General features: G+C 61.8%; 3 protein-coding genes. All 3 read left to right on the top strand.

Annotated features, from left to right (window positions below; all coding sequences use genetic code 11):
• Positions 1-45 precede the first annotated feature (45 nt).
• The 3 genes from AC3ZU9_RS03340 (at position 46) to AC3ZU9_RS03330 (ending at position 18,689) form a co-directional block, all read left to right on the top strand.
• The gene (locus AC3ZU9_RS03340; protein ID WP_490090310.1) at positions 46-12,936 is read left to right on the top strand and encodes a non-ribosomal peptide synthetase; all 12,891 of its coding nucleotides are present in this window, start codon (positions 46-48) and stop codon (positions 12,934-12,936) included.
• A gap of 150 nt (positions 12,937-13,086) precedes the next feature.
• On the top strand, positions 13,087-15,786 hold the full coding sequence (locus AC3ZU9_RS03335) for a hypothetical protein (protein WP_490090309.1): 2,700 nt from the start codon (positions 13,087-13,089) through the stop codon (positions 15,784-15,786).
• A gap of 176 nt (positions 15,787-15,962) precedes the next feature.
• The gene (locus AC3ZU9_RS03330) at positions 15,963-18,689 is read left to right on the top strand and encodes a hypothetical protein (RefSeq protein WP_490090308.1); all 2,727 of its coding nucleotides are present in this window, start codon (positions 15,963-15,965) and stop codon (positions 18,687-18,689) included.
• Positions 18,690-18,739: the final 50 nt, after the last annotated feature.

Genomic DNA, 18,739 nt, shown 5'->3' with positions numbered 1-18,739 from the left:
CCTATTCCCCGAATTTCCCGTAAGCCGCTTTCAGGCAGGAACCCCATGATGGACGCCTTCGAACTTCCCCAAACGCTGGTCCACTCCCTTCAACGTCGCGCCGCGCAGACTCCGGACCAGGTCGCCCTGCGCTTCCTCGCCGAATCCGCCGAGCACAGCGTTGTACTCAGTTACCGCGACCTGGACCAGCGCGCCCGCACCATCGCCGCCGCCCTGCAAGCCAATTTGGACCTGGGCGACCGTGCGGTGCTGTTGTTCCCCAGCGGCCCGGATTACGTCGCGGCGTTCTTTGGCTGCCTGTACGCCGGGGTCATCGCGGTGCCGGCCTATCCGCCGGAATCCACCCGTCGCCACCATCAGGAGCGCTTGCTGTCGATCATCAGCGATGCCGAACCGCGCCTGTTGCTGACCATCGCCAGCCTCGCCGACGGCCTGGCGCAGATTGAAAACGCGCCGCCAGTATTGAGCGTCGATAGCCTTGAGAGTGCCGGCAACTGGATCGCTCCCGACCTGCAGCCGGATGACATCGCCTTCCTGCAATACACCTCCGGTTCCACCGCGCTGCCCAAGGGCGTGCAAGTCAGCCATGGCAACCTGGTGGCCAACGAAGTGTTGATCCGTCGCGGTTTCGGCATTGACCTCAACCCGGATGACGTGATCGTCAGCTGGCTGCCGCTGTACCACGACATGGGCCTGATCGGCGGCCTGCTGCAACCGATTTTCAGTGGCGTGCCGTGCGTGCTGATGTCGCCGGCCTACTTCCTCGGCCGGCCGTTGCGCTGGCTCGAAGCGATCAGCGAATACGGTGGCACCATCAGCGGTGGCCCGGATTTCGCCTATCGCCTGTGCAGCGAGCGGGTCAGCGACTCGGCGCTGGAACGCCTGAACCTGAGCCAGTGGCGCGTGGCCTATTCCGGTTCCGAACCGATCCGCCTCGACACCCTGGAACGCTTCGCCGAGAAGTTCGCCACCTGCGGTTTTACCCCGAACAATTTCTTCGCCTCCTACGGCCTGGCCGAGGCGACCCTGTTTGTCGCCGGTGGCACGCGGGGCCATGGCATCCCCGCGCTGCGGGTCGACGAGCAGGCCCTGGCCGCCAATCGCGCCGAACCGGGGCAGGGCAGTGCAATCATGAGCTGTGGCACCCACCAGCCCGAGCATGCGGTCCTGATTGCCGACCCGCAGACCCTCACCGAACTGCCCGACAACCGCGTCGGCGAACTCTGGGCCAGCGGCCCAAGCATCGCCCACGGCTACTGGCGCAACCCCGAAGCCACCGCCAAGACCTTCGTGCAGCATGCCGGCCGTACCTGGCTGCGCACCGGCGACCTGGGTTTTATCCGTGACGGCGAGGTGTACATCACCGGCCGCCTGAAGGACCTGCTGATCGTGCGCGGCCACAACCTGTACCCGCAGGACATCGAGCAGACCATCGAGCGCGAAGTGGAAGTCGTGCGCAAAGGCCGGGTCGCGGCATTTGCAGTGAATGACCAAGGCCTGGAAGGTATTGGCATTGCGGCTGAAATCAGCCGCAGCGTGCAGAAAATCCTGCCGCCCGAAGCACTGATCAAGGCGATCCGCCAAACCGTTGCCGAGGCGTACCAGGAGGCGCCGAGCGTGGTGGTGCTGCTCAACCCTGGCGCCCTGCCGAAGACCTCCAGCGGCAAGGTGCAACGTGCGGCGTGCGCGCTGCGGCATGCCGATGGCAGCCTCGACAGCTATGCGCAGTTCCCTGATCTGCACGTGCAGGTCAGCGATGCAGCGTTGGGCTGCGAACTGCAAAACCAGATCGCCGCGATCTGGTGCGAGCAACTGCACGTCGCGACGGTCGCGGCCGATGACCATTTCTTCCTGCTCGGCGGCAACTCCATCACCGCCACCCAGGTGGTCGCGCGCCTGCGTGAAACACTCGGCCTGGAGCTGAACCTGCGCATGCTGTTCGAAGCGCCAACCCTGGAAGGCTTTGCCGCCAACGTTGCGCAGTTGCAACAGGATGGCGGTGTTGCCCAAGGCGCGATCCAACCCCTGTCACGCCAGGAAGACCTGCCTCAATCCCTTGCACAAAACCGCCTGTGGATCACTTGGCAACTGGACCCCCACAGCAGCGCCTACACCATCCCCGGCGCCCTGCGCCTGCGCGGCGAGCTGGATGAAGACGCCGTGCGCTTGAGCTTTCAACACCTGGTCCAGCGCCACGAAGCCCTGCGCACCCGCTTCTACGAACGCGACGGCCAGGCCTTCCAGCGCGTCGAGGCCAAGGCGGATTTCGAGCTGCAAGTCATCGACCTCAGCGACCTGCCCACTGCCGAACGCGAAGCCCGTGCACAGCAGATCCGCGAAGACGAAGCCCGCACCCAGTTCGACCTGGAAAAGGGCCCGCTGCTGTGGGTGACCCTGGTGCGCCTGGATGATGAGGATCACCAACTGTTGGTGACGCTGCACCACATCATCGCCGACGGCTGGTCGCTCAACATCCTCATCGACGAATTCTCGCGCCTTTACGCCGCCGCCGCCCAAGGCCAAACCCTGGAGCTGCCACCGCTGGCCCTGCAATACGCCGACTACGGCAGTTGGCAGCGCCAATGGCTGGCCGAAGGCGAAGGCCAGCGCCAACTGGCGTACTGGAAAGCGCAGTTGGGTGAAGAGCATCCCACCCTGAGCCTGGCCACCGACCACCCGCGCTCGGCACACCACCGTCACACAGCTTCACGCCACACGGTACGTCTTGGTGTGAGCCTCAGCGAAGCGATTCGCCAGACCGCCCAGGCCCACGAATCCACACCCTTCATGCTGTTGCTGGCAGCCTTCCAGAGCCTGCTCTACCGCTACAGTGGCCAGCGCGATATCCGCATCGGCGTGCCCAACGCCAACCGTCCGCGCCAGGAAACCCAAGGCCTGGTCGGCTTCTTCATCAACACGCAGGTCATGCGGGCCGAGCTGGACGGGCGCCTGCCGTTCAGCGAGCTGTTGGCCGCGACACGCCAGGCGGCATTGGGCGCCCAGGCCCATCAGGACCTGCCCTTCGAACAGTTGCTGGAAGCTTTCCCGCAAGCTCGCGAACAGGGCCTGTTCCAAGTCATGTTCAACCACCAGCAGCGTGATTTGAGCGCGTTGCGCCGCTTGCCGGGCATGCTCGCCGACGAACTGCCATGGCACAGCCGCGAAGCCAAGTTCGACCTGCAACTGCACACCGAAGAGGACCGCAATGGGCGCTTGAGCCTGTCGTTCGACTACGCCGACGAGCTGTTCGAAAGCGCGACCCTCCAGCGCCTGGCCGAGCACTACATCAACCTGCTGCACGCCGTGTGTGACCAGCCGCAGCAAGCCATCGGCGATCTAAAGCTGATGCAGGAAGACGAGCAGCAGCCGTGGAGCGAAGCACCTTGCACACCTGCCCAGCAATGGCTGCCGGAGCTGCTCAATAGGCACACCTCGGACAACATCGCGCTGGTCTGGCAGGGCGGCAGCCTGACCTTCGCCCAACTGCACACCCAGGCCAATCGCCTGGCCCACTACCTGCGCGACAAAGGTGTCGGCCCGGACGTGTGCGTGGCCATCGCCGCCGAGCGCTCGCCGCACCTCCTGATCGGCCTGCTGGCGATCATCAAGGCCGGTGGCGCCTACGTGCCGCTGGACCCGGATTACCCCGCCGAGCGCCTGGCCTACATGCTTAAAGACAGTGGCGTCCACCTGCTGCTGACCCAGACCGCATTGCTGGAACAGGTGCCGAGCGCCGACGGCGTGTGCGTGATTGCGATGGACAGCCTGCACCTCGACAGCTGGCCCACCCAGCCACCCGGCTTGCACCTGCACGGCGATAACCTCGCCTACGTGATCTACACCTCCGGCTCCACCGGCCAGCCCAAAGGCGTGGGCAACACGCATGCGGCATTGGCCGAGCGCTTGCAGTGGATGCAGGCCACCTATCCACTCAACGACACCGATGTGCTGCTGCAAAAGGCGCCGATCAGTTTCGACGTGTCGGTGTGGGAATGCTTCTGGCCGCTGATCACCGGCTGCCGACTGGTACTCGCCGGCCCTGGTGAACATCGCGACCCGCATCGCATTGCGCAGTTGGTGCAGGCACACGGCGTGACCACGCTGCACTTTGTGCCGCCGCTGTTGCAGTTGTTTATCGACGAACCGCGGGTGACTGAATGCACCAGCCTGCGCCGCCTGTTCTCCGGCGGCGAAGCCTTGCCCGCCGAACTGCGCAACCGCGTCCTGGCGCAGTTGCCGGCGGTGCAATTGCACAACCGTTATGGTCCGACCGAAACCGCGATCAACGTGACCCACTGGCACTGCCGCGCGGAAGACGGCGAGCGCTCGCCGATTGGGCGTCCGCTGGGCAATGTGATCTGCCGCGTGCTGGACGAGCAACTCAACCCCGTGCCACTGGGTGTGCCGGGTGAATTGTGCATCGGCGGCATTGGCCTGGCCCGGGGTTACCTCGGCCGCGCCGGGTTGACGGCTGAACGCTTCGTTGCCGACCCCTATGGTGAGGCGGGCGCGCGCCTTTACCGCACCGGTGACCGCGCCCGTTTCAACGCCGAGGGTGTGATCGAGTACCTTGGGCGCCTCGACCAGCAGGTCAAGCTGCGTGGCTTCCGTGTGGAGCCGGAAGAAATCGAAGCGCGCATGCTTGCCCTGGAGGGCATCGCCCAAGCCGTGGTGCTGGTGCGTGATGCACAGCTGATCGGCTACTACTCCGCCCTTGCCGAGCTGGACGAACACCACGTCAAGAGCGCCCTGGCCGCCGAGCTGCCGGAGTACATGGTGCCCGCGCTATTGATGCGCCTGGACGCCATGCCCCTTAGCCCCAGCGGCAAGCTGGACCGTCGCGCGCTGCCGGAGCCGGTGTGGCACGTGCGTGAACATGTCGAGCCCGAGACCCCGCTGCAACAGCAGATCGCCGCCATCTGGCGCGAAGTCCTCGGCTTGCCCAGCATCGGCCTGCGCGATGACTTCTTCGCCCTTGGCGGCCACTCGTTGCTGGCCACGCAAATCATCTCCCGCACCCGCCAGGCGTGTGACGTCGAACTGCCGTTACGGACCTTGTTTGAAGCCAGCGAGTTGGGCGCTTTTGCCGAGCAGGTCGGCCTGATCCAGGCGTCGGGCCAACGCAACCAACAGACCGCCATCGCCAAGGTCGACCGCAGCCAACCGGTGCCGCTGTCCTATTCCCAGCAGCGCATGTGGTTCCTGTGGCAGATGGAACCGGACAGCCCTGCCTACAACGTCGGCGGTATGGCGCGCCTGCGTGGCGTGCTGGATGTGGGGCGTTTCGAGGCGGCGCTCCAGGCCTTGATCATACGTCACGAAACCCTGCGCACCACGTTCCCGAGTGTCGACGGCGTGGCCTGTCAGAAGGTCTCGGCCCAGACCGGCCTGCGCATGGACTGGCAGGACTTCTCCGCGCTGGACGAAGCCGAACGCCAGTCACGGTTGCAGCAATTGGCGGATCACGAGGCGCATACGCCGTTCAACCTGGAAACCGGACCGTTGCTGCGAGCCTGCCTGGTCAAGGCCGCCGAGCGCGAACACTACCTGGTGCTGACCCTGCACCACATCGTCACCGAAGGCTGGGCCATGGACATCTTTGCCCGTGAACTCAGCGCGTTGTATGAAGCCTTTATCGACGAGCGCCTGTCACCGCTGGCGCCGCTGCCGGTGCAGTACCTCGATTACAGCGTGTGGCAACGCCAGTGGATGGAAGCGGGTGAGCGTCAGCGTCAGTTGGACTATTGGACCCAGCAGCTGGGTACGGAACATCCGTTGCTGGAACTGCCCGGCGACCGCCCACGTCCGCCGGTACAAAGCCATCGGGGCGAGCTGTACCGCTTCGACCTCAGCGATGACCTGGCGGCCCGCGTGCGGGCCTTCAACGCCGAACGTGGCCTGACCCTGTTCATGACCATGACCGCCACCCTGGCCGTGTTGCTCTACCGCTACAGCGGCCAGACCGACCTGCGCATCGGTGCCCCTGTGGCCAACCGTATTCGCCCGGAAAGCGAAGGGCTGATCGGCGCTTTCCTCAATACCCAGGTGCTGCGTTGCCAGCTCAGTGGGCAGATGAACGTCGCTGAGTTGTTCGAACAGGTGCGCCACACCGTCATCGAAGGCCAGTCCCACCAGGACCTGCCGTTCGATCACCTGGTGGAAGCCCTGCAGCCGACGCGCAGTGCGGCGTACAACCCGCTGTTCCAAGTGATGTGCAATGTGCAGCGCTGGGAGTTCCAGCAGAGCCGCCAACTGGCCGGCATGACCGTCGAGTACCTGGCCAACGATGCGCGCGCGACCAAGTTCGACCTCAACCTGGAGGTCACCGACCTCGATCATCGCCTGGGCTGCTGCCTGACCTACAGCACCGATCTGTTCGACGAGCCGCGCATTGCGCGCATGGCCGAACATTGGCGCAACCTGTTGGATGCCTTGATCGCCAACCCGCAACAACGCCTCAGCGAACTGCCGTTGCTGACCGCCGCCGAGCAACGCGCCTTGCAGGACAGCCTGGGCATCGAGGCGGGCGAGCACCGTCTCGACCAGTGCATTCATCAACTGTTCAGCCAGCAAGCGGCAGCCCGTGGCGATGCGCCGGCGCTGACCTTTGCCGGTGAAACCCTGAGCTACCGCGAACTCGACGCCCGCGCCAACCGCCTGGCCTGGATGCTGCGCGAGCGTGGCGTCGGACCGCAGGTGCGCGTGGGCCTGGCGCTGCCGCGCTCGCTGGAAATGGTGATCGGCCTGCTGGCGATCCTCAAGGCCGGCGGCGCCTATGTGCCGCTGGACCCGGAATACCCGCTGGACCGTCTGCACTACATGATCGAAGACAGTGGCGTCGGCCTGCTGCTCAGCGATGCGGCGATGTTCGAAGCCCTCGGCGAATTGCCCGCGAGCGTGGCGTGCTGGTGCCTGGAAGATGACCTGCCGGTGCTCGCCAACTACCCGGCCGATGAGCCGCCCTTTATCAGCCTGCCGCAGCACCAGGCGTACTTGATCTACACCTCCGGCTCCACCGGCAAGCCGAAAGGCGTGGTGGTGTCCCACGGTGAAATCGCCATGCATTGCGCGGCGGTGATCGAGCGCTTTGGCATGCGCCCTGATGACTGCGAGTTGCACTTCTATTCGATCAACTTCGACGCTGCCACCGAACGCTTGCTGGTGCCGCTGCTCAGCGGCGCCCAGGTGGTATTGCGGGCTCAGGGCCAGTGGGATGCAGAAGAAATCTGCGCGCTGATCCGCACCCATCGCATCAACATTCTGGGCTTCACGCCGAGCTATGGCAGCCAGTTGGCGCAATGGCTGGCGACCCAGCAGCAGACCTTGCCGGTGCGCATGTGCATCACCGGTGGCGAAGCGCTCACTGGCGAACACCTGCAGCGCATCCGCGCCGCGTTCCAGCCGCAGGTGTTTTTCAACGCCTACGGCCCGACAGAAACGGTGGTGATGCCGCTGGCCAGCCTCGCGCCCGAGCAGTTGGAGGAGGGCGCTGCGAGCGTGCCGATCGGCAGCATTATCGGTGACCGCGTGGCCTATATTCTCGACGCCGACCTGGCGTTGGTGCCGCAAGGCGCGACCGGCGAGTTGTACGTCGGTGGGGCGGGTCTCGCCCAGGGTTATCACCAGCGTCCGGGCATGACCGCCGAGCGGTTTGTCGCCGACCCGTTTGCCCACAATGGCGGGCGCCTGTACCGCACCGGCGACCTGGTGCGCCAACGCGGCGATGGCCTGGTGGAGTACCTGGGGCGTATCGACCATCAGGTGAAGATTCGCGGTTTCCGTATTGAACTGGGCGAGATCGAGACCCGCCTGTTGGAACACGCGGCCGTGCGCGAAGCCGTGGTGCTGGCGCTGGATGCGCCGAGTGGCAAACAGTTGGTGGCGTACCTGGTCAGCGATGCCGAGCACGGCGCATTACGCGATGCGCTCAAGGCTCACCTCAAGGCGCAACTGCCGGACTACATGGTGCCCGCGCACCTGATTGTGCTCGACAGCATGCCGCTGACCGCCAACGGCAAACTCGACCGTCGCGCTTTGCCGCAGCCGGACCCGGAAGCCAACCGCCAACAATACGTGGCCCCGCGCAACGAACTTGAAAGCACGTTGGCCGCCATCTGGTGCGCTGTGTTGAATGTGCAGCAAGTCGGTCTCGACGATAACTTCTTTGAGCTGGGCGGCGACTCGATCCTGTCGATCCAGGTGGTCAGCCGTGCGCGGCAGGCCGGGATTCACTTCAGCCCCCGCGACCTGTTCCAGCACCAGACCGTGCAAACCCTGGCGGCGGTCGCCACGCGCTCCGAGCAGGTCACGGCCGAACAGGGTGTGTTGACCGGCACCTCCGGGCTGACGCCGATCCAGCACTGGTTCTTCGACACTGAGATCCCACAGCGCCAACACTGGAACCAGGCGCTGGTCCTCAAGCCGCTGCAACTGCTGGTGCCGCATCGCCTGGAGCAAGCCTTGCTGGCGGTGCTGGAACACCACGACGCCCTGCGCCTGAGCTTCTCCCAGCGTGACGCGCACTGGCATGCCGAGCACCTGGCCGTGCCGCAAGGCGGCGTACTGAAGCAGGCGCAAGTGCGCGATATGGCGCAATGCACCGCGCTGTTCACCGACACCCAACGCAGCCTCGACCTGCAACACGGCCCGCTGCTGCGCGCCTTGCTGGTGGACGGGCCCGAGGGGCAGCAACGCCTGCTGGTCGCGATCCATCACCTGGTGGTGGACGGCGTGTCGTGGCGGGTCTTGCTGGAAGATTTGCAAACGGTTTACCGCCAGTTGAGCGACGGCCAGTCCGTCAGCCTGCCGGCCAAGACCAGTGCCCTGCGTGAGTGGGCCGCGCGTTTGCAGGCCTACGCCGGCAGTGAATCCCTGCGTGAAGAATTGAGCGTCTGGCAAGCGCAGTTGGCGGGCCCTGATGTGGCGTTGCCGGTGGCCCGCCCGCAAGGTTCGCTGCACAACCGCGATGCCGACACCGTCAGCGTGCGCCTGGATGCCGAGCATACGCGTCAGCTATTGCAACAGGCTCCGAGCGCCTACCGCACCCAGGTCAACGATCTGCTGCTGACGGCCTTGGCCCGTGTGCTGTGCCGCTGGAGCGGCCACGCGTCGGCGCTGATCCAGTTGGAAGGCCACGGCCGCGAAAGCCTGTTCGATGACATCGACCTGACCCGCAGCGTCGGCTGGTTCACCAGCGCCTACCCGCTGCGCCTCACTCCGCACGCTGCTCAGGGCGACTCGATCAAGGCGATCAAGGAACAACTGCGCTCTGTACCGCATAAAGGCTTGGGCTACGGCGTGCTGCGCTACCTGGCCGATGATCTGTGCCAACAGAGCATGGCCGTCTTGCCGAGCGCGCAGATCACCTTCAACTACCTCGGCCAGTTCGACCAGAGCTTCGGCGCCGATGCGCTGTTCCACCCCTTGGATGAATCCGCAGGCCTGGCCCATGACCCGGACGCGCCGCTGCCTAACGAGTTGAGCGTCGACAGCCAGGTCTACGGCGGCGAGTTGGTGCTGCGCTGGACCTTCAGCCGTGAACGCTTCGATCACGCTACCGTGCGCGAATTGGCCGAGGCGTATCTGGCCGAACTGCACAGCCTGACCCAGCACTGCCTGCAGGACGATGCCGGTGGCCTTACGCCGTCCGACTTCCCGCTGGCCCACCTGAGCCAGGTGCAACTCGACAGCTTGCCGGTACCGGCCACCGTTATCGAAGACGTCTACCCGCTGACCCCGATGCAGGAAGGCCTGTTGCTGCATACCCTGCTGGAGCCGGGCACCGGCCTCTACTACATGCAGGACCGCTACCGCATCAACAGCGCCCTGGACCCCGAGCGTTTCGCCCAGGCCTGGCAGGCGGTGATCGCCCGTCACGAAGCCCTGCGTGCCTCGTTCTGCTGGAACGTCGGCGAAGACATGCTGCAAGTGATCCACAAACCGGGCAGCACGCCGATCGAGTATCTGGACTGGAGTGCTGACCCGGAAAGCGAACAGGAACCGCGCCTGCAAGCGCTGCTCAAGCAAGAGCGCGAGGCCGGTTTTGATCTGCTCAACCAGGCACCGTTCCACCTGCGCCTGATCCGTGTTGGCGCCGAACGCTACTGGTTCATGATGAGCAACCACCACATCCTCATCGATGCCTGGTGCCGTTCGTTGCTGATGAATGACTTCTTCGAGATCTACATGGCGCTCGGCGAAGGCCGCGAAGCGCAACTGGCCACACCGCCGCGTTATCGCGACTACATCGCCTGGCTGCAACGCCAGAACCTCAACGAGGCTCGCCAGTGGTGGCAGCAGAACCTGCAAGGGTTCGAGCGCACCACGCCGATCCCGAGCGACCGGCCGTTCCTGCGTGAGCACGCGGGTCACAGCGGCGGCATGGTGGTGGGCGATTGCTACACTCGTCTCGACGCCTGCGATGGAGCACAACTGCGCGAACTGGCCCAGGCCCATCAGCTGACCGTCAACACTTTCGCCCAGGCGGCGTGGGCGCTGGTGCTGCGGCGCCTGAGCGGTGATCGCGACGTGCTGTTCGGCGTCACCGTGGCCGGGCGCCCGGTGGAGATGCCCGAAATGCAACGCACCGTCGGCCTGTTCATCAACAGCATCGCGCTGCGGGTAAAACTGCCCGAGGACGACCAGCCTTGCAGCGTGCGCCAGTGGTTGAGCGGCCTGCTCGACAGCAATATGCAACTGCGCGAGTACGAATACCTGCCGCTGGTGACGATCCAGGAACACAGCGAACTGCCCAAGGGCCAGCCGCTGTTCGACAGCCTGTTCGTGTTCGAAAATGCCCCGGTGGAAGTCTCGGTGCTGGACCGCGCACACAGCCTGAATGCCACCTCGGACTCCGGCCGCACCCACACCAACTTCCCGCTGACCGCCGTGTGTTATCCGGGCGATGACCTCGGTTTGCACCTGTCCTACGACCAACGCTACTTCGACGAAACCACCGTGCAAGGCATGCTTGGCGAGTTCAAGCGCCTGCTGCTGGCGCTGGTGCAGGGCTTCCACGGCGACATGGCCGACCTGCCGCTGATTGGCGAGCAGGAGCGCGAGTTCCTGGTGGATGGTTGTAACCAGAGCGAACATCAGTATCCGCTGGAGCGCAGCTACATCGAGCTGTTCGAAGAGCAGGTGGCCGCGCATCCGCAGCGCATCGCCGCCAGTTGCCTCGACCAGCAATGGACCTATGACGAACTGAACCGTCGCAGCAACGGCCTCGGCCACGCGCTCATCGCAGCGGGTGTCGGCCTCGATCAACCGGTGGCGCTACTCGCCGAACGCAACCTCGACCTGCTGGGCATGATCATCGGCAGCTTCAAGGCCGGTGCCGGCTACCTGCCGCTCGACCCGGGCCTGCCGAGCCAGCGTTTGCGCAGCATCATCGACTTGAGCCGCACGCCGTTGCTGGTGTGCACCGAGGCGTGCCGCGAGCAGGCCATCGAGTTGCTGGACGGTTTCGACTGCCAACTGCTGGTGTGGGAAGAAATACCGGCGCGTGGCGAAAACCCTGGGATCTACAGCGGCCCGGACAACCTCGCCTATGTGATCTATACCTCGGGCTCCACCGGCCTGCCCAAGGGTGTGATGGTGGAACAGCGCGGCATGCTCAATAACCAGTTGAGCAAGGTGCCATACCTGGCCTTGAGCGACGCGGATGTGATTGCGCAAACCGCTTCGCAGAGCTTCGACATTTCCGTGTGGCAATTCCTCGCCGCGCCGCTGTTCGGCGCACGGGTGGATATCGTGCCGAACACCCTCGCCCACGATCCACAGGGCCTGCTGGAACATGTGCAGGCCCAGGGCATCACCGTGCTGGAAAGCGTACCGTCGCTGATCCAGGGTATGTTGGCCCAGGACCGTATCAGCCTGGACGGCCTGCGTTGGATGCTGCCGACCGGTGAAGCCATGCCGCCGGAACTGGCGCACCAATGGCTGCTGCGCTACCCGCAGATAGGTTTGGTGAACGCGTATGGCCCGGCGGAATGCTCGGACGATGTGGCGTTTTACCGCGTCGACCTGGCCTCGACCCGTGGCACTTACCTGCCGATTGGCACGCCGACCGACAACAATCGTTTGTACCTGCTCGATGGTGCGTTGGAGCTGGTGCCGCAAGGTGCTGTCGGCGAGTTGTGTGTCGCCGGGACCGGCGTCGGTCGCGGTTATGTCAGCGACCCGCTGCGCACCGCGCCGGTGTTTGTGCCGAACCCGTTCGGTGCACCCGGCGAACGCCTCTACCGCACCGGTGACCTGGCGCGCCGCCGCAGTGACGGTGTGCTGGAGTATGTTGGTCGCGTCGACCACCAGGTGAAGATTCGCGGCTACCGCATCGAACTGGGTGAAATCGAAGCGCGCCTGCACGAACAACCGGAAGTGCGCGATGCGGCGGTGGGCGTGCAGGAAGGCGTTAACGGCAAGCATCTGGTCGGCTATCTGGTGGCCGCGGATGCAGCACTGAACCCAGGCGAGCGCCTGGACCGCATCAAGCAACGCCTGCGGGCCGAACTGCCGGAATACATGGTGCCGCTGCACTGGCTATGGCTCGACCGCCTGCCGCTCAACGCCAACGGCAAACTCGACCGCAAGGCCCTGCCGGCGCTGGAGATCGGCCAGTTGCACAGCCAGGACTACCTGGCACCGCGCAACGAACTGGAAACCACCCTGGCCGCTATCTGGGCCGAGGTGCTGAAAGTCGACAGGGTAGGGGTGCAGGACAACTTCTTTGAACTGGGCGGGCATTCGTTGCTGGCCACGCAGATTGCCTCGCGGGTGCAGAAAACCCTGCAACGGGATGTGCCGCTGCGGGCGATGTTCGAGTGCAGCACGGTGGCGGAGTTGGCTGAGTATATCGAGGGGTTGGCGGGGAATGAGATCAGTGCCGAGAAGGTGGATCGGTTGAGTGATTTGATGGCGGAGTTGGAGGGGTTTTGAGGCGGCCGTTGGTCGGCTACGGCGTGGAATTTCGTCAGAACTGTTAACTCTGACAGTAGGCATGAACGCATCAAATAGAACTCACTAGAGGGAGATCCTCGGCCTTAGATCTGGCCGAGGATAATAGGTCCTGAACACGGAGTTCTTATCATGGCTAAAAAAATCTCAACGCCGAACGTTTCCCCAAAGACGCTCAAAGCGCCAAAGTCCGCAGCGCTGGAGGTGGACAGTCCGTTACTTTCCAGTGAAGTGAACGGAACAGTGTCTACCTCAAGAATGAAGGGGTCATACCTGACATTCGATCCGCGAATGGATGAGGACAAACCCATTACTGTCACGTTCCACACAAAGGAAACGCCTGGACCGGTGTTCGAGGATATTGAGTATCCAGGCGCTGAACCAGGCGTAGGAAAGACTGAAATCCCTCTGCATTACATGACGGCGGCGATGGGATACACGCTCGTAATAACGTATACCGGTACAGTCAATGGGCAAGCTGCCGCTTCTTTGGATAAAGAGGTGTTGATGGAGTTTTACCCTGCGAACGAAGGCAAAGAATTCGCCCCTTACTTTCTCCACGAAAAAATGGTTCAAAATACACCTACCTTTGATATGCACGATTTCAAAGGGGATGGGATTGTTAAAACGAAGGTTCCTTATCTTGCCCAAGTAGGCGATAAGTTTTACTGCACGCTCGTTACGCAGCAATTTAGCGGGATGCCCGTTTTCTACAAAGTGGCTTATGGATATCGGTTAACGGATCAGGATATCGCTTTGGGCGAGCTTACTCACGCTGTCAGTCGTGCTTGGCTGGCACGGCAAATACCACGCTATGAATCAATGACCCTGCAATGTGCCTATATAACGAGTGGCTTAGAGGCGCAGCCTCCAGCCGACGTGACTAATCCTGATGAGAAGACACTTCTTCCGAGGAATGCCCTTCAAATCCAACATCGCCGTACTGCTGCTTTTATTGGGGATCAAGGCCTTGATCTTCTGCCTGCGCATCTGCGGCAATCCGTGCTTTTCAACGATGAGTGGTACCTCAACCCGGAACTCACCACGCGGGGTGGGAATGTATATATTCCTGACTTGGAGACTTATGCAGACGACCAAATCTGTTTTTATGTGAGCGGGTCGGATTATGGGAACAAGCCGCTTGGCTGCGTGACAATTAAACACGACGGGGAACCGGCAACCACCGAGTTATCGCCCTGTGTCATTGCCTGCTTTTTTAACACGCCGATGGCACTGACCTACACCGTTCAGTTCCCCCACAGTAATGGCCCACAACAATCCCCTGAACGAGTGATTAACGTGTTGCTGCCCCGATTTCCCCTCTCTGGGATCGAACAGGCAACGGGCGATATCCTTGATCTCAGTACATTCGCAATGGACGCGACGGCTTTTGTGCCTGTCTGGGACTATGCCGAGTGTTCGAATCTTTGTTGGATGTGGATCACGGGCGAACGTGAAAACGGCAGCGCGTACCGGTTCGACATTTTGTCTGATGCACCTGTCACCGAGGACTGGAAGGTGCATGGCGTGGATGCGCGGATCCCAAGGGAAGTATTGCTACAGTTGGCCGATTGCAGTGAATTCAAACTGCACTTCGCGGCGAGCTTCTGTGAAGCCACCGCCCTGGCGGACGCCTATGAGTTTCCCGCGCAGGCATTCAACATCGAGCAGGAACCTCTGGTGCTGGCGGCGCCCAAAGTGACGGAAGCGGTCGGCACCGACTTGACTGCCTGGAATGGGCGCGAGGGCGTCCATGTCGAAGTGAGTTACACCGGCAAACACCCCAAGCACAGTATCAGCCTGTGTTGGGAGAGACCGGAGGGTACCTGCTGGCCGTTGGCCTCCAAGCCCGGCTGTGCTGTGGGTGCAGTCATTTTCTCACTACCGCGGGAAGCGGTTATCGAGAGCATGGGCAAAACAGTGGCGATCACCTACACCGTGACCACGGCGTGCAAGGTGCAGACATCACTGCCGTTGAATGTGAAGATCAGCAAACCTGTGCGTCTGCCGACGCCGGTTGTCCCACAGGCCACGCCACCGGTCGTGCAGGGTGGCATTCTGGATCTGGCCACCTTTTCAGGCGATGCGTCCATCACCGTGGAAAAATGGTGGTTTGCCCTGGCGGGCCAGCGAGTATGGCTAAAGTGTTCGGGCATTAGAAAGGATGGGAATGCTCACACCTTCTACGTATTGAAAGGCACAAGGCTGACGGACGAACAGGCCAAGAACGGGCTTGTGGAGTGGATGAGTCGACATGAGCTGGACGCGTTAAGACACGACACACCTCTGATAGTCACCTGTGTCACTGCACTCTATGACAGTGAACTTGAAGCAGATTCGATTGTTTTCCCGACGCTGCGCGTGATTATCAGAAAACCACTTGAATGTAAGACAGAAGATTTCGAATCACTGCCGTTGGAGCGTTTTGGCGCGGGCAACAGTGTGCAGACCCCGTTGATGAAAATAACCTTTCAGTCCGGATCGGGTGTGGCAGGCATTGTCACGTATGGCAATGACCCGTTCTATTCGGGCAAACATTTTGTCATGTGTGAAAACGAGGGCGACCAAGATCCGCCACAATTACATCGTATTGATTTCCCTCACGCCCTGGAGTCCATCAGGTTCGCGTGGTCGTGGAAACAGGCTCCCGCGACGCTCATTTTTTATAATCAGGCAGGCGGTGTGATTACCAAGCTTGATTACGATGACGATTGGCGAGGGGGATTCTGGGTTGATTATGTAACGGAACCGGGGACGGCTATTGCATGGATGACGATTCTGGTGAGGGACTACTCGTTTATTGACAACTTCAAAATGTGTTATCGAGTTTGAACCGGGGGCGCAGTGCGATGTTCGTCACGGACGCTGGTGAGTAAAAGACTGGCGTTCCGTTAGAACTGTCAATTCTGACAGTAGGCAAGGTTTCTGTTCCCTGCGTTAGATAACCGGAGTTCCCGGCCGGTCAGGCCCGCTTCGATCGTTATCTAACGTTGGACAGGAGTCTTATCGTGGCTAAAAAAACCATTCCTAAGCAAACTTCATCCACTCCACCCGTCAAACCGCCCCCCCGCCTGCCAAAAAAGCCTAAGGCGCAATTGCCCTTTCCGATTATCGCGTTCGCGGCGAATAACAGTGTGCTGTATCCCATCGATGCGATTGATGGGACGTGGGCCACGCTGACCCTGCCTACGGGCGCGACTGACCGCAGATTTTTCATGGCTATCAAGGGCCAGGTCGAACCTGCATTCGATCCCGTCTTGGTTGATGACGATGAGGATGTAGTACCGATTGCTGCGCCGTCCCTCAGTTTGATGATCGGGCATACGGTACTGATGTGGTACACCGCGCGGGTAGAAGGGAAGGAGAAGACCTCCTTGGTGTTGGAGCTGGAGGTTCAGCACATCAGGGAGGTACATCTCGCGGGGTCCAGGCCGGAGTTTGTACACGCTGAGTATGAGTGGAGCACGTGGTGGCTGTGGATGAGTGATTTCGAGGGCGATGAGACGATCACGATCGACGCCTGGCCGATGATCCAGCCCGGGCAGCGCTTGTTTGTTACCGTGGCCGGCGATCAGCATCAGGCGCCTTACCCCTTTATCTGGGTAGTCTATGACCATGTGGTGACGGAGGCCGAAGCGCATGCCGAGCATGTGTTTGAACTCGAACTGTCGCGCCGCTGGATGTCACAGCGCCAGGACTACTCGGCCCTGACGATCCACTTTGGGGTGATCTGGGACGGCACGGAGCCCGTGCCGCCGGATCCGGGAGATCCGCATCTGGAAAACCCATTGCCCACCAACGCCCAGGATTTCCACCTGCGCACTACCACGTTGTTGCGCGTTGACCCTGGGTTGGATTTACCGCCGCCGCATTTGCGTGAATCAACGGAGTGCACGCCAGGTCACTGGGTGCTCAACCCGGTCAACAGTGCTTCCGGTGGGCATGCGGACGTTACCTACGACTGGATAGCACCGGGAGACCACGTTTGCGCCTACGCATCCGGCCCGGGGCTGGAGACACAGCCGCTCGGCTGCAAGGACGTGAAAAAGGGCGAAACCTCGCTGGGATTTGAGGTCGCGCCGTGGATTATCGCTGCGCTGTTCAACCAGACGTTAACGTTGACCTATACCGTGAGTTCCAACGGGAGCGATCCGCAGCACTCCCCCGAACGTGTCATCAAGGTCCTTGAACCTTTGCTGACCGTGCCGGAGATCGCAGAGGCGACAGCGGGCATTGTGGACCTCAATACCTTCAATGGTAACGCAACAGGCGTGGTGCCCATTTGGGAGTACGCGGCGCGGGGAGAATGCTGCTGGATGTGGATCACCGGCACGCTTGAGGGCGGTGGTGCCTATCGGTTTGACGTGTTTGAGGATGAGCCGCTTACGTCCGAGTGGCTGCATGATGGGGTGAACACGCCGATCTCTAGAGCTGATCTGCAAACGTTGGCGGACTGCAGCGATTTCGTACTGCATTTCGCGGCGAGCTTTGATGGGCAGTGTGAACGCGCGACGGCTATTGAGTTCCCGTCGAGAACCTTCACCATCGTGCAGGAAGACCTGGTCTTGGTCGCACCGACCGTACGCGAAGCCGTGGGTAACCAACTGACGATTTACAACGGCAGAGAGGGCGTGACGGTGCGGGTGAAATATCCGAGCATCAGTGATCACCAGCAAATCCGCGTGTGCTGGAAACGGACAGACGGGACCTGCCTGCCCCTCGCCTCCCAGCCAGGTAATCATGCGCTGGGCCATGTGGACTTCAGCATCCCGCGTGAGGCGGTGATTGAGGCTGCCGGTGAAACGGTCACGATCAACTACACGGTAACGAGTGCGTGCAAACTTGCGACCTCCGAGTGTCTGGCGTTGCACATCAGCCTGCCGGTGCGTTTGCCCACGCCTGGGGTGCCACAGGCAACGCCGCCAGCGACCCAGGGCGGTATTTTGGACCTGCGTACCTTTGCAGGCGATGCCAGCATCACCGTGGAAAAATGGTGGTTCATCCTGTTAGGGCAGGTGGGTTGGCTTGAGTGCCGAGGCACCCAGGAAGATGGCGCTTCCTACACCATTCATGTGATGGTCAACCAGCCGATCAACGCGAATGATCTGGCCAATGGGTTGTCACGCGTGCTCAAACGCGATGAGTTGAACAAACTGCGCAACAGGACGCCGTTGGACGTCGTATTCAAGTGCACCACAAAGGTCGGCGGCCATGCAGGGCGCGCGGTCGAGTTTCCACTTTTGCACTTGGAATTTCGTAAGGCGTTTTACGACTACACGGATTTTGATCCGGACGGTAAAGGTTGGAACGGCTGGCAAAGAGGCTTGGGCGCCGCCTCCCCGGCTGATTTGGTACATGAGCATGAAGCGGGGCCGCCTCCAGGGCCGAACCCGGTACATTTCCTGAAGGACTGGGGGTATACCGACACGAGGGATCCTGCTACCCAGAGTGAGAAAATGTACAAGGAGTTCAATGAACTTGAACAGGGGCGTACTTACACGTTCAGGGCCAGAGTTCGTGACAGTTACGGCTTTGCTTATAAACCCCGCTTGGTACTGCTGGCGAACGGAACTGAGATTAGCCCGATTGTAGAGCCGGGCCTTGCTTGGCAATTCATCGAGGGGGTGTTCACCGCCAGGTCAACCTCAACTCGGCTCAGTTTTGATAATCGCCGAATGGGGATTGCGCCCGGCAATGATTACGACGTTGAGTCGTTTCTCATAGAGGAGGTCTGATCAGATAACGCGGAAGGAATCAGGACAGGCCTCCATTTGAGGGAGGCCTT

This window comes from Pseudomonas sp. A39, from assembly GCF_058145955.1.
This window is presented reverse-complemented; position numbering and strand designations above follow the sequence as displayed.